Genomic DNA, 17,647 nt, shown 5'->3' with positions numbered 1-17,647 from the left:
GTCCTGCCGCAACGCATTCAGAGTACAGGAGTTCTTCATGGACGGGCTCTTAGGCCGCCGCCTGACTTCAGACTGCCCAGGTAGTGCTAGAGGGTGTTATGGACCTCTGCAGTAGTATTCTTCAGTATGAGGGATGCAGTCTGCCCGCAAGCCATACCCGTCTGACGTCTCCGACGAAGAATGGGCGCTGATCGCGCCCTATTTGGTTCTTCTGCGTGAGGATGCCGGCCAACGACTGTACTCGCTCCGCGAGCTGTTCAACGGCCTGCGCTACGTCATCCGCCACGGCATTCCTTGGCGCGCCATGCCCAATGACCTGCCGCCCTGGGCCGCGGTCTACCAGCAGGCACAGCGCTGGTTGGCCGCCGGTGTGTTCGAAGCCCTGGCCAGCGACCTCCGCGCCATCCTCCGCCTGGCCGCCGGCCGCAACGCCGAGCCCAGCGCGGCCATCCTCGACAGCCGCACCCTCCGCTCGACGCCCGAGAGCGGTGAACGTGCCGGCTACGATGGCGCCAAGCGCAAGCGCGGCTCCAAGCTGCACCTGGCCGTCGACACCCTCGGCCATCTGCTGGCCCTGCACGTCACCCCAGCCAGCGCCGAGGATCGTGGCCAAGTCGAGCACCTCGCTCAGGCAGTGCAGGTGGAAACCGGCGGGAGCGTCGACCTGGCCTATGTCGATGCGGGCTACACCGGTGAGCGCGCCGCCAACGCCGCCCGCCGGCACGGCATCGAACTCGAGGTCGTCAAGCTGCCCGAAGCCAAGAAGGGGTTCATCCTCTTGCCTCGCAGATGGGTGGTGAAGCGCTCCTTCGCCTGGACCACGCGCTTCCGCCGCCTCGTCAAAGACTACGAGCGCTACGCCAGCACGCTCGCCGACCTCCACCTCGTCGCCTTCGTCTGCCTCATGCTCAAGCAAGTCGCTCTACTAACAACAGGTACCTAACAACCTCTAGGCGGCCTGAACCCCCTTCGAGGTGCTGTACTCGAAATGCAGCGCCTCGCCGGGGAAGACCCGCGGATGGATCGCATGCGCCGCCATCGCTGCCTCGGAGAAGCCCTGCAGGATCAGCTTCAGCTTTCCCGGATAGGTGGCGATGTCGCCGATGGCATGCACCCCCGGCAGGCTGGTCATGCAGGTCGCGGGCTCCACGGAGACATGGCTGTGGGAGAGCCCGAGCCCCCACTCCGCGATCGGCCCGAGCTCCATCGACAGGCCGAAGAAGGCCAGCAGGTGGTCCGCCGGCACCACCTTCTCCTCGCCCTTCAGCGTCGCCAGCACGACGCCGGAGAGCCGCCCGCCATCCCCCCGCAGCCCGTGCAGCTGATAGGGGATGGCCATCTCGATCTCCCCCTTCGCCGCCGCCTCCTCGAGCCTGGCCGCGCTCTCCGGCGCCGCCCGGAACTTGGCCCGGCGATGCACGACGACGACCCGCTCGGCGACGTCCTTCAGCGACAGCGCCCAGTCGACCGCCGAGTCGCCCCCGCCCGCGATGACGACGCGCCGGCCGCGGAACTCCTCGCGGCGCGCCACCGCGTAGCGCACCGCGCCTGCGGCCTCGTAGCCGGCGAGCCCCTCGAGCGGCGGCCGGTTCGGCCCGAAGGCCCCGGCGCCGGCCGCGATCACCACCGCCTTCGCCCGCACCTCGTCCCCCGCGCTGGTGCCGAGCAGCCAAGTCTCGCCTGCATTCGCCAGCCGCTCCACCCGCCGCCCGAGCAGGTAGACGGGCTTGAATGGCGCCGCCTGCGCCTCGAGCTGGTGGATCAGCGCCGCACCGTCGATCGCCGGATGGGCCGGGATGTCGTAGATCGGCTTCTCCGGGTAGAGCGCCACGCATTGCCCGCCGATCGAATCCAGCGCATCGATCACGACGCTCCGCATCCGCAGCATGCCGCACTGGAACACGGCGAAGAGCCCGACCGGGCCCGCGCCGATGATCGCCACATCCGTCTCGATCGCCGCCATCATCATGACCTTCGAAGAGGCCCGGGTATTAAGGCGCAAGCCGCGCTATACCAACCCCTCGATGTTCCCTTCTCCGGCGCCCCTCACCCTGACGCTGCCCGACGCCGCGGCCACCGTCCGCCTCGCCGCCCTGCTTGCCCCGCGTGCCCGGGCGGGCGACGCCATCCTGCTCGAGGGCCCGCTCGGCGCCGGCAAGAGCGCCTTCGCCCGCGCCCTCCTCCGCACCCTCGCCGGCGATCCCGCGCTCGAAGTCCCCTCGCCGAGCTTCACCCTGGTGCAGAGCTACGACCTCCCCGGCGGGCTCGAGGCGCATCACTTCGACCTCTACCGACTCGACGGTCCCTCCGGCCTCCGCGAGCTGGGCTGGGAGGAGGCCCGGCGCGGCCTCGTCCTGGTCGAATGGCCGGACCGCCTCGGCCCGCTCGCGCCCGAGGCGGCGTTGCGCCTTTGCCTCGCTTACGGCGATCATGAAGATTCACGCATCGCCACACTGGACGGCTGGCCCGGTCGGCTGCATGGGCTGCCGGGATGAGATTCCCCGACCCCTTCCTCGCCGCTCATGGCTATGGGACGGCCGCCCGCCAGCCCCTCGCCGGCGATGCCGACCTGCGCCGCTATGCCCGCCTCGCCGGCGGCCCGCGCCCCGCCCTGCTGATGGACGCCCCGCCGCCGCAGGATGTCCGCCCCTTCCACGCCCTGTCGCGCCATCTCCTCTCGGCCGGCTTCTCCGTGCCGGAGGTGATCGCGGCCGACGAGGCGGCGGGCTTCCTCCTGGTCGAGGATTTCGGCGACGCGACGCATGCCGCCCTCCTCGATGCCGGCGCCGACCCCCTGCCCCTCTACCGCGAGGCGGCGGAGGCGCTCGCCGCCCTGCACGCCGCCCCGCCGCCCCCCGGCCTGCCCGCCTGGGATGCCGAGGCGATGGCCCGGGCGACGGCCGCGACCTTCCTCGAATGGTGGTGGCCGGCGGCCTTCGGCGCCCCGCCCGCCGAGTCCGTCCGCGCCGGCCTCGCCGCCGCGCTGGCCGAGATGCTGGCACCCCTGGCCGGCGCGCGGGGCTTCGTCCACCGCGACTGGTTCCCGGCCAACCTCATGCGACTCGAGGACCGCGCGGGAATCCGCCGCACCGGCATCCTCGACTTCCAGGACGCTGCCATCGGCCACCCTGCCTACGACATCGTCTCCCTGGTGGAGGATGCCCGGCGCGACGTGGCGCCGGAGGTCCGCCGCGCCACCCTCGCCGCCTACCTGGCTGCCCGCCCCGGCCTCGACCGCGGGGCCTTCCTCGGCGCCATGGCGGCCTGCGGCGCGCAGCGGCATCTCCGCGTCGCGGCGCTCTGGGTGCGGCTGGCCAGGCGCGACGGCAAGCCGGGCTATCTGGTACACGGCCCGCGCTGCTGGGCGCTGCTCGACCGCGCGCTCTCGCAGCCGGCCTGCGCCCCGCTCCGCCGCTTCCTCGACACCCATGTGCCGCACGAGATGCGCCGCAATCCCCCGGAGGGGTCATGACGCCCACCGCTCCACGCCTTCGCGCCCCGCGGCGCACCAGCGACCGGGGGGCCGCATGATCCACCTGACCCATGGCATGGTCCTCGCCGCCGGCCTCGGCCTGCGCATGCGGCCGCTGACCGAGACCACTGCCAAGCCGCTGCTGATGCTGGACGGCCGCAGCCTGCTCGACCGCGCGCTTGACCGGCTCGATTCGGCCGGCGTGGCGCAGGCCGTGGTCAACGCCCATTGGCATGCCGACCAGGTCGCCGAGGCCGTCGCCCGCCGCGACACGCCCCGCATCACCCTGCAACGCGAGGAGCTGCTGTTGGAGACCGGCGGCGGCGTCACCCGCGCCCTGCCCCTGCTCGGCCCCGGCCCCTTCGCCGTGCTGAACGGCGACAGCGTCGCCCTCGACGGCCCGACCCCGGCCCTCGCCCGCATGGCGGCCAGCTTCGACCCGGCGGCGATGGATGGGCTGCTGCTGGTCGTCCGCACCGCGCAGGTGGATGGCGAGGTCGGCCGCGGCGACTTCCATCTCGACCCGCTCGGCCGCATCCGCCGGCCGAAGGAGCTGGAGCTCTCGCCCTACATCTTCTCGGGCGTCCAGCTCCTCTCGCCCGCGCTCTTCGAGGGCGCCCCGGCCGGCCCCTTCAGCCTCAACCGCCTCTACGACCGGGCCATCGAGGCCGGCAGGCTCTTCGCCCTCGTGCATGACGGCATCTGGTTCCACCTCTCGACGCCCGCCGACCTGGAACGCGCCGAGGCCTCCATGCAGGCCGGCCTGGTGAGGGCCCCCTTCTAGCCGATGGCGCTCTTCCACATCCCGACGCACCTGCCCTTCCTCGACTGCCTCGCGGCCGGGGTGCTGCAGGCCGTGCCCGGCGACGCGCCGGAGCGCTTGTCGCGCGTCACCATCCTGCTGCCGACGCGGCGCTCGGCCCGCGCGCTCCGCACCGCCTTCCTCCGCGCGGCGGATGGCCAGGCGCTGCTGCTGCCGCGGATGCGGGCTCTCGCCGGCCTCTCCACCGAGGATGCCGACGAGCTGGCGCTGCCCGCCCTGCTCGACCTGCCGCCCGCCGTCGACCCGCTGCGCCGCCAGGCGGTGCTGACCGGCTTCATCCAGCGCCTGCCGCGGGAGCGCGGCGGCCCGGCGACGCCGGACCAGGCCTGGGCGCTGGCCGGCGCCCTCGGCACGCTGCTCGACGAGATCGCCCTCGAGGAGCGCGACCTCGACCTGCTCGCCGAGACCCCGCCCATCGCCCTTGCCGAGCAATGGCTGGAGCGGCTGGAGGCCCTGGTGCCGGAGACCCATGCGGCGCATTGGCAGATCACCCTCGCCTTCCTGCGCGGCGTCATGGCGCAGTGGCAGCACTGGCTGGAGGGCGAGGGGCTGCTCGACATCGGCATGCGCCGGGCCCAGGCGCTCAGGGCGCAGACCCTCGCCTGGCAGCAGGACCCGCCGCGGGACCCGGTGATCGCCGCCGGCATCGGCGTCGGCGGCACCATCCCGGCGGCCGAGGCCCTGCTCCGCGTCATCGCCCATGACCTGCCGCGCGGCTCCGTCGTCCTGCACGGCATCGACGCCGCCTCGGCCGAGGCGCAGGTCTGGGACGCCATCCCCGACTCCCCGACGCATCCCTATTGCGGCCAGCGGCGGCTGCTGGCGGCGCTGAAGGTCGGCGCCGACCAGGTCGCCCGCTGGCCCGGCTGCCCGGCGGAGGAGGCCGAGCGCGCCGCGCCGCAGCGCCGGCCGGACCTGCTGGGGATGGCGCTGCGCCCCGCCGCCGGCCTGCCCGCCTGGCAGGCGCGCCGGCCGGAGGAGTGGCGGCAGGCGCTCGAGGGCCTCACCCTGCTGACCGCGCCGGATGCCCAGGCCGAGGCGGCCGCCATCGCGCTGACGCTGCGCGAGGCGCTGGAGGACCCTTCGGCCCGCGCCGCCCTCGTCACCCCCGACCGCGACCTCGCCCGCCGCGTCTCGGCCGAGCTGGCCCGCCACGGCGTCACCGCCGACGACTCGGCCGGCGAGCCGCTGGGCGAGACGCCGACCGGCAGCTTCCTCCGCCTCATCGCCCGCATGGCCGCGGCCGAGCTGGCGCCGGTGCCGCTGCTCTCTGTCCTGAAGCACCCGCTCTGCGCCGGCGGGTGGGAGCGCGGCCGCTGGATCGCCGCCGTGCGCCGGCTGGAACGCGCCGCGCTGCGCGGCCCTCGCCCGGCGCCGGGAATGGCCGGGCTGCGCGCCGCTGCCCGCGCCGGCCTCTCCCGCGAGGCGGAGGCCGAGGCGCTGGCCGAGGTCACCGCGCTGCTCGATGCACTGGAGGCCGCGCTCGGCGCCTTCACCGGCCTCGGCCCCACGCCCGTTCCGCCTGCTGACCTGCTCGCTGGCCACCTCCGCGCCGCCGAGGCGCTGGCGGCGACGCCGGGCCTGCCGGGCGGCCTCCGCCTCTATGCCGGCGAGGAGGGCGAGGCGCTGGCCTCCCACCTCGCCGCCCTGGCGCCCGCCATGGCGCTGCTGCCGCCGCTCGCGGCCGAGGCCTGGCCCTCGCTCTTCGACGCCGCCATGGATGGCGCGGCGGCACCCAGCCTGCGCGGCAGCCGCGGGCGTGATGGCGGGGTGCATCCGCGGGTCGAGATCCTCGGCCTGCTGGAGGCGCGGCTGCTGACCTTCGACCGCGTCGTGCTCGGCGCGCTCGACGAGACGGTCTGGCCGCTCGCCACCGATCCCGGCCCCTGGATGAGCCGCCCCATGCGCCGCGAGTTCGGCCTGCCGGAGCCGGAGGCACGCATCGGCCGCGTCTGCGCAGATTTCCTCCTGGCCGCCTGCTCGGCACCGGTGGCCGTGCTCTCTCGCGCCCAGCGCCGGGGCGGGGCGCCGACCCTGCCGGCCCGCTGGCTGACGCGGCTGGAAACCTTCCTCGCCGGCCAGGACGGATTGCGGCTGGAGCCGAGCCCGGCGATCGCCTGGGCCGCCCGGCTGGACCGGGCGGAGCGCGCCATGCCCTGCGCCCGCCCCGCCCCGCGCCCGCGGCCCGACCAGCGGCCGGCGCGGCTCTCCGTCACCCAGGTGGAGACGCTGATCGCCGACCCCTACGCCTTCTATGCGCGGCACGTCCTGCGGCTCTATCCCCTCGACCCGCTGGAGGCGGATGCGGGGGTGCTCGACTACGGCAACCTCGTCCATGCGGCCATGGCGGGCTTCGTCCGCCGCCTCTCCAGTCAACCCTGGCCGGGCGAGGATGCGGCGCGGCAATGGTGGCAGGATGCGGCGCGGGCGGCGCTGGCCGAGGCCTCGCCCCGCCCCGGCCTCGCCGCCTTCTGGGCGCCGCGCCTCGCCCGCATCGGCGATTTCGCGGTGCGCCAGGAAGCAGCGTTGCGCGAGGGCACGGGCCCGATCCGGAGCGAGGTGGAGGTCCGCGGCGAGCTGCCGCTCCGCCTCGGCGGGCGCGAGGTGGTGCTGACGGCCTATGCCGACCGCATCGACATCCTGCCGAATGGCCTTCGCATCCTCGACTACAAGACCGGCGAGCCGCCGAGCGGCGAGGCTGTGCGCGACGGCCGCAAGCCGCAGCTGACGCTCGAGGCCGCCATCGCCGCGGCCGGCGGCTTCGCCCGCGTCCCGGCCGAGGATGCGGCGGCGCTGCTCTACTGGCGCCTCTCCGGCGGGCCGAAGCCGGGCGAGGAGAAGGCCGCGGCAGAGGACAAGGCGCTGGTCCGCCAGCTCGCCGATGCGGCGCAGACGGCGCTGATCGACCTCGTCCGCGACTTCCTGCTGGGCGACCGGCCCTTCACCGCCCGTCCGCATCCGAAGCGGGCGCCTGCGGGCAGCGACTACGACCATCTCTCGCGCCTGGCCGAATGGGCCGGCGCCGAGGATGCGCGGGGGCCGGCATGAGCGAGAATGCGCGCGCGCGGGCGGAGGCGCAGCAGCAGGCGGCCTCCGACCCTGCGGTCTCCGCCTGGGTGGGCGCCTCGGCCGGCTCGGGCAAGACCAAGGTGCTGATCGACCGCGTGCTGCGGCTGCTGCTCGACCCGGAGCAGGTGCCGGGGCGCATCCTCTGCCTTACCTTCACCCGCGCGGCGGCGGCCGAGATGCAGGCGCGCCTGCGCCGGCGCCTCGGCGAATGGACGGTGGCGGAGGAGGCGCAGCTCGCGGCGCAGATCCGCCGCCTCACCGGCCTCGACCCCGATGCGCGGCGGATCGACCGCGCCCGCCGGCTGCTGGTCGAGGTGCTGGAGATGCCGGGCGGCATGCGCATCTCGACCATCCACAGCTTCTGCCAGACCCTGCTGCGCAGCTTCCCGCTCGAGGCCGACCTACCGCCGCAATTCGCCGTGCTGGAGGAGCAGGACGCCGCCGCCATGCTGGCCGAGGCGCGCGAATCGGTGCTGGCCAATGCGGGCGCGGTGGCTCAGGAATTGGCGCTTCTTGCGGGCATCGCCTCGGCGGATACCTTCGCCGATGTGACGCGGGCGCTGCTGCAGGACACGGCGCGGGAGCGGCTGCTACGCTGCCTCGACGGCTGCAACGGCATCACCGGCCTCAGGCTGCGCCTCGCCGCGGCGCTCGGCGCGCCGGACAGCCTCGACGAGGCGGATGTGGTCGCGGCCGCCTGCGCCGTCGAGGAGGCGCCGCTGCGCCTGGCGGCGAGCCTGCTCGGCGCGAGCAAGAACGAGAACGACCGCAAGCGCGCCGAGCTTCTCGCCGAGTGGATCGGCGCAGGTGCCGAGGCCCGTGCCGCGCGCTTCACCGATTGGTGCGAGGTCTTCCTCACCAAGGAAGGCAAGGCCCGCGCCGCCCGCAGCCTGCTGACGAAGAGCGTCGGCGCCCGCTATGACGAGGTGCTGACCGCGCTCCTCGCCGAGGGCGAGCGGCTGCTGAAGGTGGAGGAGCAGCGCGCCGCCTGCCGCCTCGCCGCCGCAACGGGCGCGCTGCTGGCCCTCGCCGCGCCGGTGCTCGACCGCAGCCGGGCGCGGCAGCGCCAGGCCGGGCTGCTCGGCTATGGCGACCTGATCGACCATGTGCGGCGCATCCTGCAGGATCCGGGCAGCGCCTGGGTGCTCTACAAGCTCGATGGCGGGCTCGACCACGTCCTGCTCGACGAGGCGCAGGACAGCAACCCGGCGCAATGGGGCATCGCCGCAGCGCTGACGGCGGAGTTCTTTGCGGGTGCGGGCGTCGAGCGCGGCCGGGCCCGCTCGCTCTCGGCCGCGGCGGTGGAGGCGCCGGCGCCGCGCCGCACGGTCTTCGCCGTCGGCGACATCAAGCAGGCAATATACGGCTTCCAGGGAGCGGACGCCGCCGGCTTCGCCACCTGGCAGGGGCATTACGGGCGCCAGGTGCTGGATGGCGGCGGCGAGTTCCGCCAGGTGCAGCTCGACGTCTCCTTCCGCTCGACGGCGCCGGTGCTGGCCCTCGTCGATGCCGTCTTCGCCGATGGGGCGGCGCGGCAGGGCGTCGTCGCCGATGGCGCGCCGCTGCGCCACCTACCCGACCGGCTCGGCCATGCCGGCTGCGTCGAGCTCTGGCCGCTGCTCCGCCCCGCCGAGACGCCGGCGCCCGAGCCCTGGCTCGTTCCGCTCGAGCCGGAGCGCGTGGCGAGCGCCGATGCGCTGATGGCGGAGGCGCTGGCGGCGCGCATCGACCATATGATCCGTCATGAGCGCCTCGAGGCGCGGGGCCGCGGCGTGCGCGCGGGCGATGTGCTGGTGCTGCTGCGCAAGCAGGCGAATGTCGCCCTCGTCCCGCTGCTGGTCCGCGCGTTGAAGGCGCGGCAGGTGCCGGTCGCGGGCGTCACCCGCGTCAAGCTCGTCGAGCATATCGCGGTGATGGACCTGCTGGCGCTCTGCGACGTGCTGCTGCTGCCCGAGGATGATCTTCAGCTCGCCGCGCTGCTGAAGAGCCCGCTGATCGGCCTCTCCGAAGAGGGGCTGCTGGCCCTGGCGCATGGCCGCACGGGCTCGCTCTGGCGCGCGCTGATGGCGCATCGGGACGAGGCGGCGGATGGCACCGTGGCGCGGGCGGCGGCCTGGCTGGCGCGGCTGGCGGACCGCGCCGACCTCGTCACCCCGCATGCGCTGCTGGCCGAGGTGCTGGGCGAGCCCTCGATGGATGGCACCCGCGGCCGGGCGCGGCTGCTGGCGCGCCTCGGGCCGGAGGCGGCGGATGTGCTGGACGAGCTGCTGCATGCGGCGCTGACCCATGAGCGGCGGCATCCCCCGAGCCTGCAGGGCTTCCTCCACTGGCTGCGCCAGGGCGGCGCCGAGGTGAAGCGGGAGGCCGAGGCGGCGGGCGATGCGGTGCGCATCATGACCGTCCACAATGCCAAGGGGCTGCAGGCGCCGATCGTCATCCTCCCCGATGTCGGCAGCGGCACCGGCTCCGAGGCGATCCGCTGGCTGGAGGGGGATGGCTTCCACCTTCCCCTTTGGGCGCCGAACAAGGGCTTCCACGCCCCGGCCTTCCTCGCCGCGAAAGCCGCCGACGAGGCGCGGCGGCAGGAGGAGGAGAACCGGCTGCTCTATGTCGCCCTGACCCGCGCCGAGGACCGGCTGGTGGTCTGCGGCTGGGGCAAGGAGCCGGGCGAGTGGTACCTGCATGTCGCGGCCGGCTTCCGGCGGATCAAGGGCGCGGCGGAGCATCGCTTCGACCATCTCGGCTTCGGCGCGCCGGCGGCCTGCGATTTCGGCGACTGCATCCACTGGCGGCTGGAATGCCACCAGGAGGAGGAGGCAGTGCCCGACAGCGCCGCCGCCGAGGCGGCCGAGGCCGGGCCGCTGCCGGACTGGGCGACGCGCGCCGCGCCGGCCGAGGCGGCCGAGGCGGCGCTCAGCCCCTCCGCTCTGCCCGGCGAGCAGGAGACGCCCGCCGCCGCCCCGCATGGCGCGGCCGACCCGGACGGGCGGCGCTTCCGCCGCGGCCGGGTGATGCACGCCCTCCTCCAGCACCTGCCGGAGCGGGCGCCGGAGGAGCAGCGGGAGGCCGCGGCGCGTTTCCTCGCCCGGCCCGGCCATGGGCTGGAGCCCGAGGAGCAGGCGGAGATGCTGGAGGAGGTGCTGGCGCTCCTCGCCGCCCCCGCCATCGCCGCCGCCTTCGGGCCGGGGAGCCTGGCCGAGGCGCCGATCGCCGGCCGGATCGCGGGGCAGCTGGTGACGGGCCAGGTCGACCGGCTGGTGGTCTCGTCCGACCGCGTGCTGGTGCTCGACTACAAGACCAACCGCCCGCCGCCCGCGACGCCCGAGGAAGTCGCGCCGCTCTACCTGCGGCAGATGGCGGCCTACCGGGCGGTGCTGCGCCAGGCCTTCCCCGGCCGGGCGCTCGAGTGCGCCCTGGTCTGGACCTATGGCGCGCGGCTGATGCCGCTGCCGGGCGAACTGCTGGACGCGCATCTCCCCGCGCGCCCGGCATAGCCGCCCCGCGGTGGGACCGGCCTTGACCCAGGCGCGCCCTGTGACGAATTCTTACATCACGATGGGGCCTTCCCGGCCCCAGGAGCGAGGCGCAGAACGATGAGCGAACTCACCAAGGCCGTGACCGACGACAGCTTCAAGCAGGACGTGCTGGACGCCTCCGGCCCCGTGCTGGTCGATTTCTGGGCGGAGTGGTGCGGGCCCTGCCGGATGGTCGGCCCGATCCTCGACGACATCGCCCGCGAGTATGACGGCAAGCTGACTATCGCCAAGGTCAACATCGACGAGAACCCGATGACGCCGAACGAGTATGCGGTGCGGGGCATCCCGACCATGCTGCTCTTCAAGGACGGCAAGCTGCTCGACACCAAGGTCGGCGCCCTGCCAAAGACGGCGCTGAAGGACTGGATCGCCGGCCAGATCGACTGATGGCGAAAGGGGGTCCCGGTTCGGCCGGCGGCCCCCATCTCCGTGGGATGAAGCGCATCCTGCAGACCTTCCTCTCCCTTCCCCTGACCCTTCCCTGGGTCCTGCCGGCCGCGGCGCAAAGCCCGGCCGGCTTTCGCGTGGCGGAATTCGCCACCGGCCTCGAGCGCCCCTGGGGCGGCGCCTTCCTGCCCGATGGGCGGCTGCTGCTGACCGAGCGGCCAGGGCGGATGCGCCTGGTCGGGCGCGACGGCGCGGTCTCCCCGCCGCTCGCCGGCGTGCCGGAGGTGGAGGTGCGCGGCCAGGGCGGGCTGCTCGACGTCGCCCTCGCGCCCGACTTCCAGCGGACGCGGGAGGTCTATCTCTGCCAGGCGGCGCTGGTGCAGGGCGGGGCGCTGACGCGGCTGGTCCGCGCCCGGCTCTCCGCCGATGCCACGGCGCTCGAAGGGGCGACGCCCATCCTCGATGCGACACCGCCGCAGGAGAGCGGGCGCAACCACTACGGCTGCCGCATCGCCTTCGGCCCGGACGGGGCGATGTACCTCTCGACGGGCGATCGCTACACGACCAAGGCGCGGGCGCAGCGGCTCGACGACCTGGGCGGCAAGGTTCTGCGCCTGGCGCGGAACGGCGCGGCGCTGGCCGACAACCCCCTTGCCGGGCGGCCGGGGGTGCGGGCGGAGATCTTCACCTACGGCCACCGCAACCCGCAGGGCCTGGCCGTCAACCCCTGGACGGGCAGCCTGTGGGAGGCGGAGTTCGGCGCCCGCGGCGGGGACGAGGTGAACATCCTCCGGCCCGGGCGGAATTACGGCTGGCCGGTCGTCACCAAGGGCGTCGACTACGACGGCAGCCGAATCGGCGAGGGCACGTCGCGGCCCGACATGGAGGAGCCGGCGCATTACTGGGTGCCCTCCGTCAGCCCCTCCGGCATCGCCTTCTACTCGGGCGATGCCTTCCCCGCCTGGCGCGGCAGCCTGTTCCTCGCGGCGCTCAACCCGCCGGGGCTGGTGCGGCTCTCGACCGAGGGCGACCGGGTGACGGGGGAGGAGCGGCTGCTGCAGGGGCGGACGCGCTTCCGCCAGCTGCTGCAGGGGCCGGACGGCTTCCTCTACCTGCTGACGGACGAGGGCGCAGGGCGGGTGCTGCAGCTCCGCCCATGAAAAAGGCCCCGGGGATCGCTCCCCGGGGCCCGTCCTCGCGCCTTGCGGCAGCGATCAGTTGTCGCTCTGGCGCACGCCCATGAACTGCATCATCAGCTGGAACAGGTTGATGAAGTTCAGGTAGAGGCCGAGCGCATCCATCACGCTGCGCTTGCCGGCCTCGTCCGTGCCCTCGGCATAGGCGTGCTCGACATAGTCCGCCTTGATCCGCTGGGTGTCCCAGGCGGTCAGCCCGGTGAAGACTACCACGCCGAGCACGCTGATGGCGAACTGCAGCGCCGTCGAGCCGATGAACATGTTCACCAGGCCCGCGATGATGATGCCGAACAGGCCCATCATCATGAAGCTGCCCATCCGCGTCAGGTCGGTCTTCGTCGTGTAGCCGTAGAGGCTGATGGCGGCGAACATGCCGGCCGTCACGAAGAAGGCGCGCGCCACCGAGGCGCCGGTGAACACCAGGAAGATATGCGCCATGCTGGCGCCCATCACCGCAGCGAAGGCCCAGAACAGCGCCTGCGCCGTGGTCTTGGACAGGCGGTTGATGCCGAAGCTCAGCACCAGCACGAAGGCCAGCGGCGCGAACATCGCGACATAGGCCAGGATGGTCGGCTGCACGGCGGCGCCGCGCGGCGTCATCACGCGCTGATAGAAGAGCGCCTGGAGCTCAGGGACGTTGGCGATCAGGTATGCGACGATGCCTGTCAGCACCAGCCCCGAAGCCATCCAGTTGTAGACCCGGAGCATATACGCCCGGAGCCCGGCATCGACGGCGACCGCGTCGGCGGTCGACGCACGACCCCAGCCAGGCGCACCCGTCGTAGCGCGATAGTCGGGTTGAAGGGCCATTGGTGTCTCGAACCTCCCAAAGGGGGTTATCCCCGCGATGCGGTTTATATGGACAAGCTGTAACCCGTTTCAACGGGATTCGGGAGCGGCAAACCCATCACCGCCTCACAACCTCTCCGGCCGGCGGGCGAGGGAGCCACCGGCTCCCGCTATATGGGCATGCGGCCGCCCAAGTTCATGTGAAGAAGTGTGCATCGCCGCTTACTCGTTCCGCAACAGCGGCGCCGGGCGGGCCCGCAATGCGAGCGCGGTGCCGATCTGGCCGCAGAGCAGCGTCAGCAGCGTGCAGCCGAGCACCGTCAGGGCGAGCGTCCCCGGCAGCGGCGCCCAATGCGCCTGCATCACCAGGGTGACGACGGCCCAGGAGGCGGCGCTGCCGGCGACCGCCGCCAGCGCGCCGGCGACCAGCCCGACCAGCGCATACTCCACCAGCCAGGCCGCGCGGATCTGCGCGCGCGTCGCGCCGATCGTCTTCAGCACCACCGCGTCCCGCACCCGCTGGCGCTGCCCGGCGGCGACGGCGCCGGCCAGGACCAGGCCCCCCGCCAGCAGCGTCACCCCGCCGACCGCCGACATCGCCGTCCCGATGCGGCCGAGCAGCGTCGCCACCGCCTCCAGCGCATCCCGCACGCGGATGCCGGTAATGTTGGGGAAGGCGTCGGTGAGGATGCGGAGCACCGTCGCATCCTGCGCCGCATCGCCGCGGAGGGTGGCGATGTGGGTGTGCGGCGCCGCCTCCAGCAGCCCGGGCGAGGCGACCATGGCGAAGTTCAGCCCGAGGCCGCGCCAGTTCACCTCGCGCAGGTTGGCGATGGTGAAGTCGATGTTGCGGCCGAGGATGTTGAGGGTGATGACGTCGCCGATCCCGACACTCCAGCCCTTGGCGATGTTGGCCTCGAAGGAGAGCAGCGGCGCGCCGCGGTAGTCGGCCGCCCACCACTGGCCGGCAACCAGGCGGGTGCCCTCGGGCGGCGTCGGGGTGTAGGTCAGGCCGCGGTCGCCGCGCAGCGCCCAGGCGGTCTCGGGCGTCGTTTGGAACTGCTCGGCGGGAATGCCCTTCACCGCGGCGACCCGGGCACGGAGGCTCGGCACCCGCTTCACCTCCTCGATGCCGGGGATGCCGCGGGCGACCGCGTCGAAGCGCTGCACCTGGTCCGACTGGATGTCGATGAAGAAGAAATTGGGCGCATTGGCCGGCATCTCCCCGGCCAGCTCGCGGCGGAGATTGCCCTCGATCTGGGCGATGGCGGCGAGCGTCGTCAGCCCGATGCCGAGCGAGACCACGAGCAGCACGGTCGGCGCCCCCGGTCGGTGCAGGTTGGCGAGGCCGAGGCGGAGCGCCGGCCGCCGCAGATGGCCGAGCCGCCGGGCGAGCAGCATCAGCCCCGCCGCGCCGAGGCGGAAGAGCAGCAACGCCCCGATCGCCGCGCCGCAGAAGCCGGCGGCGAAGTAGGGGTCGCCCGAGCTGCGGATGACGAGGCCGATCAGCGCCAGGGCGGCGAGCGCATTGAGGGCCAGCACCGTCCAGGACGGGCGGCCGGCGGCGGGCTGGACGGCATCGCGGAACAGCGCCGCACCCGAGATGCGCGCCGCCCGGCCGAGCGGCCAGAGGGTGAAGGCAAGCGCGGTGAGGAAGCCGTAGAGCGCCGCCGCGATCAGCGGCCGCGGATAGGGGGCGAGGCGCGGCGGCACCGGCAGCGAACCGGAGAGGGCCTGCGCGGCCGCCCAGGTCAGCCCGTAGCCTGCTACCAAGCCGATGACGATGCCGAGCCCGGCCAGCGCCATCACCTGGATCAGGTAGGTGAGGAAGATGACCGAGGACGGAGCGCCGAGGCAGCGCAGCGTGGCGATGGACCGCGCCCGCGCCTCGAGCCAGGCGCGCACGCCGGTGGCGACCCCGATCCCCCCCACCAGGAGCGCGGTGAGGCCGGCCAGCGTCAGGAAGGAGGCGGAGCGATCGAGGAAGCGATTCACCCCCGGCTCCGCCGCATCGGCGGTGCGGACGCGCCAGCCCTCGGCGGCGAAGTCGCGCTGCAGGCTCTCGGCGAAGGCCTTCGGGTCGGCGCCGGCGGGCAGGCGGAGGCGCAGGTCGTTCTGGTAGAGGCTGCCGGGCTGGATCAGCTGGGTCTCGGCCAGGGTGGCGGCGGCGATCAGGGCGCGGGGTCCGAAGAGGGCGGGCGTCGCCACCTTGTCGGGCTCCGCCTTCACCGTGGCGGCGAAGCGGAGGCGCGCCTCGCCCACCCGCACCTCGTCGCCGAGGGCGAGGCCGAGGCGCTCGGCGACCAGAGGGTCGAGCGCCAGGGTGCCGGTGGCCAGCGGCAGGGGCGGGTCGAGCTCCAGCCGGCCGATCAGCGGGTAGGCGCCATCCACCGCCTTCAGCTCGACCAGCATGCGCTCGCCCTTCGGCGAGACGGCCATGGCGCGGAGCGTGGTGATGGCCGAGGGCGCGGCGCCGCGGGCGGCCGCCCAGGCGAGCAGCTCCGGCGGCAGGGGGCGGGACCCTCCCCTGACCTCGACATCGCCGCCGAGGATGCGGGCGCCATCGGCCCGGAGCCCGGCCTGGATGCCGGCGCGGAGGGTGCCTACCGCGGCGATGGCGGCGACGCCGAGGGCGAGGCAGGCGAGCACGATGCGCAAAGACCGCAGCCCGCCGCGCAATTCACGCCGCGCCAGGACGAGGCCGAGCCTCGCTTGGCCGAGGATGCCCAAATACCGTCTCCGCAATGGGGTTATGTTGAGGAGGTGGGGCGGGTAAAGCCGGGTCCAAGGCCCGGCGGCAACGTCGGTCGTGAAGAAGCGTTACGCCGCCCGACCGGGAAAGAGAGTCGAATGGACAGCGAAATCGTCGTCGCGCTGGTGGCGCTCATCGCGATGGAGGTGGTGCTCGGCATCGACAACCTCGTCTTCATCGCCATCCTCTCCAACCGGCTGCCGGAGGCGCAGCGCGTCAATGCCCGGCGCATCGGCCTCGGCCTCGCCGTGCTGATGCGCTTCGCCATGCTGGCGGGGGCATCCTGGCTGCTGTCGCTGACGCGGCCGCTCTTCGCGGTGGCGGGGATGGATTTCTCGGGCAAGGACCTGATCCTGCTCGGCGGCGGGCTGTTCCTGATCGGCAAGGCGGTGGTCGAGATCCATCACCGCGTCGACCCGGACAGCCAGGAGGCGGCGCATCAGGCGGATGCGCGGGTCGCGGGCTTCTGGACGACGGTCATCCAGATCCTACTGCTGGACCTGGTCTTCTCGGTGGACAGCATCCTCGCCGCCGTCGCGCTGACGCGGGAGTTCTGGATCATCGCGACCGCGATCGTCGTCTCGGTGCTGGCCATGCTGCTGTCGATGGATGCGCTCTCCCGCTTCATGGAGCGCAACCCGACGGTGGTGATGCTGGCCCTCGCCTTCCTCGTCATGATCGGGATGGTGCTGATGGCCGAGGGCTTCGGCGTGCATGTGCCGAAGGGCTTCGTCTATGTGGCGATGGCCTTCGCCGCGGCGGTGGAGGGGCTGAACCTGCTGGCCAAGCGCGCGGGACGGCGGCGGAAGGCGGCTACTCCTTCGCCGGGAACCGATTGAAGACCAGGGCGCGGAAGCCGGGCGGCAGGGCGCCCGCCAGCCGGGCCGCCAGGTAGAGCGGCAGGGGATAGGCGATGCGGGTCCGGCCGGCGGCGATGCCGGCGAGCGTCCGCCGCGCTGCCTCCTCCGGCTCCATGAGCAGGGGCATCGGGAAGGCGTTGCGGGCGGTCATCGGCGTGCGGATATAGCCCGGGCAGACGGCGTACAGACGAATTCCCCGCCGGCGCTCGCTGGCGTCCAGCGCCTCCGCCCAGCGCTGCACCGCGGATTTGCTGGCGCAATAGGCGGGCGCGCCGGGGGCGGCGACGAAGGCGGCGACGGAGGCGACCACGGCGACCCGGCCGCGCACCCCGTCCGGGCCGGGCGGCTGGGCGGCCATGGCCTCGAGTGCCGGGAGGGCGGTGTTCAGCACGCCCGTCACATTGGTCTCGAAGACCGAGCGCGCGACATGGGCAGGCTCCACCCGGCCGCCGGTGCCGGCGGAGATGCCGGCATTGGCGAGGACGAGGTCGAGGCGGCCGGCGGAGGCGACCCAATCGGCCATCGCCGCGGCGTCCCGGACATCGACCACCCGCGCCCGGGCGGTGGCGCCGACGGCGCGGCAGGCCTCGGCCACCAGCTCCAGCCGGGCCGCGTCGCGGCCGCCGAGATGGAGCACCCTCCCCTCCCCCGCGCAGGCGAGGGCGAGCGCCCGCCCGAGGCCGGAGGAGGCCCCCGTCACCAGCACATGCCGCCACGCTGCCATCGCTTGCATCCCGCCGCGCCGCGCGGGACAAGGCGCGGC

General features: G+C 73.6%; 13 protein-coding genes. 9 read left to right on the top strand and 4 right to left on the bottom strand.

What is annotated here, in order from left to right; genetic code table 11:
* Positions 1 to 133 precede the first annotated feature (133 nt).
* Entirely contained in the window at positions 134 to 943 is an 810-nt protein-coding gene (locus tag AC5JJ1_RS15825; RefSeq protein WP_495786060.1) for an IS5 family transposase, read from the top strand.
* Positions 944 to 949: 6 nt separating this feature from the next.
* On the opposite strand, the gene AC5JJ1_RS15820 is transcribed toward AC5JJ1_RS15825, so the two are convergent.
* Entirely contained in the window at positions 950 to 1,966 is a 1,017-nt protein-coding gene (locus tag AC5JJ1_RS15820; protein WP_495786064.1) for an NAD(P)/FAD-dependent oxidoreductase, read from the bottom strand.
* 58 nt (positions 1,967 to 2,024) lie between these two features.
* Between AC5JJ1_RS15820 and tsaE the strand changes: the two genes are divergently transcribed.
* The 7 genes from tsaE (at position 2,025) to AC5JJ1_RS15785 (ending at position 12,447) form a co-directional block, all read left to right on the top strand.
* Complete coding sequence (gene tsaE, locus AC5JJ1_RS15815; protein WP_495786059.1) at positions 2,025 to 2,495, top strand: tRNA (adenosine(37)-N6)-threonylcarbamoyltransferase complex ATPase subunit type 1 TsaE; 471 nt, start codon at positions 2,025 to 2,027, stop codon at positions 2,493 to 2,495.
* Positions 2,492 to 3,472 carry an aminoglycoside phosphotransferase family protein gene (locus tag AC5JJ1_RS15810; RefSeq protein WP_495786058.1) on the top strand — a complete coding sequence of 327 codons (981 nt, stop codon included), beginning with the start codon at positions 2,492 to 2,494 and terminating at the stop codon, positions 3,470 to 3,472. The genes tsaE and AC5JJ1_RS15810 overlap by 4 nt, the downstream gene beginning before the upstream one ends.
* A gap of 55 nt (positions 3,473 to 3,527) precedes the next feature.
* Entirely contained in the window at positions 3,528 to 4,256 is a 729-nt protein-coding gene (locus AC5JJ1_RS15805; RefSeq protein WP_495786057.1) for a nucleotidyltransferase family protein, read from the top strand.
* Positions 4,257 to 4,259: 3 nt separating this feature from the next.
* Complete coding sequence (addB, locus tag AC5JJ1_RS15800) at positions 4,260 to 7,343, top strand: double-strand break repair protein AddB (RefSeq protein WP_495786056.1); 3,084 nt, start codon at positions 4,260 to 4,262, stop codon at positions 7,341 to 7,343.
* The gene (gene addA / locus AC5JJ1_RS15795) at positions 7,340 to 10,858 is read left to right on the top strand and encodes a double-strand break repair helicase AddA (protein WP_495786055.1); all 3,519 of its coding nucleotides are present in this window, start codon (positions 7,340 to 7,342) and stop codon (positions 10,856 to 10,858) included. The genes addB and addA overlap by 4 nt, the downstream gene beginning before the upstream one ends.
* Positions 10,859 to 10,957: 99 nt before the next feature.
* Entirely contained in the window at positions 10,958 to 11,287 is a 330-nt protein-coding gene (gene trxA / locus AC5JJ1_RS15790) for a thioredoxin TrxA (RefSeq protein WP_495786054.1), read from the top strand.
* Between the two features lie 47 nt (positions 11,288 to 11,334).
* The gene (locus tag AC5JJ1_RS15785) at positions 11,335 to 12,447 is read left to right on the top strand and encodes a PQQ-dependent sugar dehydrogenase (RefSeq protein ID WP_495786053.1); all 1,113 of its coding nucleotides are present in this window, start codon (positions 11,335 to 11,337) and stop codon (positions 12,445 to 12,447) included.
* A 54-nt stretch (positions 12,448 to 12,501) separates the two neighbouring features.
* Here the strand turns inward: AC5JJ1_RS15785 and AC5JJ1_RS15780 are convergent, their stop codons facing one another.
* Both AC5JJ1_RS15780 and AC5JJ1_RS15775 read right to left on the bottom strand, forming a co-directional pair.
* The gene (locus AC5JJ1_RS15780; protein ID WP_495786052.1) at positions 12,502 to 13,293 is read right to left on the bottom strand and encodes a Bax inhibitor-1/YccA family protein; all 792 of its coding nucleotides are present in this window, start codon (positions 13,291 to 13,293) and stop codon (positions 12,502 to 12,504) included.
* Positions 13,294 to 13,494: 201 nt separating this feature from the next.
* Positions 13,495 to 16,002 carry an ABC transporter permease gene (locus AC5JJ1_RS15775; protein ID WP_495786051.1) on the bottom strand — a complete coding sequence of 836 codons (2,508 nt, stop codon included), beginning with the start codon at positions 16,000 to 16,002 and terminating at the stop codon, positions 13,495 to 13,497.
* Positions 16,003 to 16,122: 120 nt separating this feature from the next.
* Here AC5JJ1_RS15775 and AC5JJ1_RS15770 point away from each other — a divergent pair, with 120 nt between their 5' ends.
* The gene (locus tag AC5JJ1_RS15770; protein ID WP_495786050.1) at positions 16,123 to 16,863 is read left to right on the top strand and encodes a TerC family protein; all 741 of its coding nucleotides are present in this window, start codon (positions 16,123 to 16,125) and stop codon (positions 16,861 to 16,863) included.
* On the opposite strand, the gene AC5JJ1_RS15765 is transcribed toward AC5JJ1_RS15770, so the two are convergent.
* On the bottom strand, positions 16,838 to 17,608 hold the full coding sequence (locus AC5JJ1_RS15765) for an SDR family NAD(P)-dependent oxidoreductase (RefSeq protein WP_495786049.1): 771 nt from the start codon (positions 17,606 to 17,608) through the stop codon (positions 16,838 to 16,840). The genes AC5JJ1_RS15770 and AC5JJ1_RS15765 overlap by 26 nt on opposite strands.
* Positions 17,609 to 17,647: the final 39 nt, after the last annotated feature.

It is taken from the genome of Belnapia sp., from assembly GCF_059504005.1.
The sequence above is the reverse complement of the archived record's forward strand: the minus strand, read 5'-3'. Positions and strand labels throughout refer to the sequence as shown.

Coding starts and splice junctions, on each gene's coding strand:
- AC5JJ1_RS15825 (WP_495786060.1), top strand. CDS start 134: ATGCAGTCTGCCCGCAAGCCATACCCGTCTGACGTCTCCGACGAAGAA.
- AC5JJ1_RS15820 (WP_495786064.1), bottom strand. CDS start 1,966: ATGATGGCGGCGATCGAGACGGATGTGGCGATCATCGGCGCGGGCCCG.
- tsaE (WP_495786059.1), top strand. CDS start 2,025: ATGTTCCCTTCTCCGGCGCCCCTCACCCTGACGCTGCCCGACGCCGCG.
- AC5JJ1_RS15810 (WP_495786058.1), top strand. CDS start 2,492: ATGAGATTCCCCGACCCCTTCCTCGCCGCTCATGGCTATGGGACGGCC.
- AC5JJ1_RS15805 (WP_495786057.1), top strand. CDS start 3,528: ATGATCCACCTGACCCATGGCATGGTCCTCGCCGCCGGCCTCGGCCTG.
- addB (WP_495786056.1), top strand. CDS start 4,260: ATGGCGCTCTTCCACATCCCGACGCACCTGCCCTTCCTCGACTGCCTC.
- addA (WP_495786055.1), top strand. CDS start 7,340: ATGAGCGAGAATGCGCGCGCGCGGGCGGAGGCGCAGCAGCAGGCGGCC.
- trxA (WP_495786054.1), top strand. CDS start 10,958: ATGAGCGAACTCACCAAGGCCGTGACCGACGACAGCTTCAAGCAGGAC.
- AC5JJ1_RS15785 (WP_495786053.1), top strand. CDS start 11,335: ATGAAGCGCATCCTGCAGACCTTCCTCTCCCTTCCCCTGACCCTTCCC.
- AC5JJ1_RS15780 (WP_495786052.1), bottom strand. CDS start 13,293: ATGGCCCTTCAACCCGACTATCGCGCTACGACGGGTGCGCCTGGCTGG.
- AC5JJ1_RS15770 (WP_495786050.1), top strand. CDS start 16,123: ATGGACAGCGAAATCGTCGTCGCGCTGGTGGCGCTCATCGCGATGGAG.
- AC5JJ1_RS15765 (WP_495786049.1), bottom strand. CDS start 17,608: ATGGCAGCGTGGCGGCATGTGCTGGTGACGGGGGCCTCCTCCGGCCTC.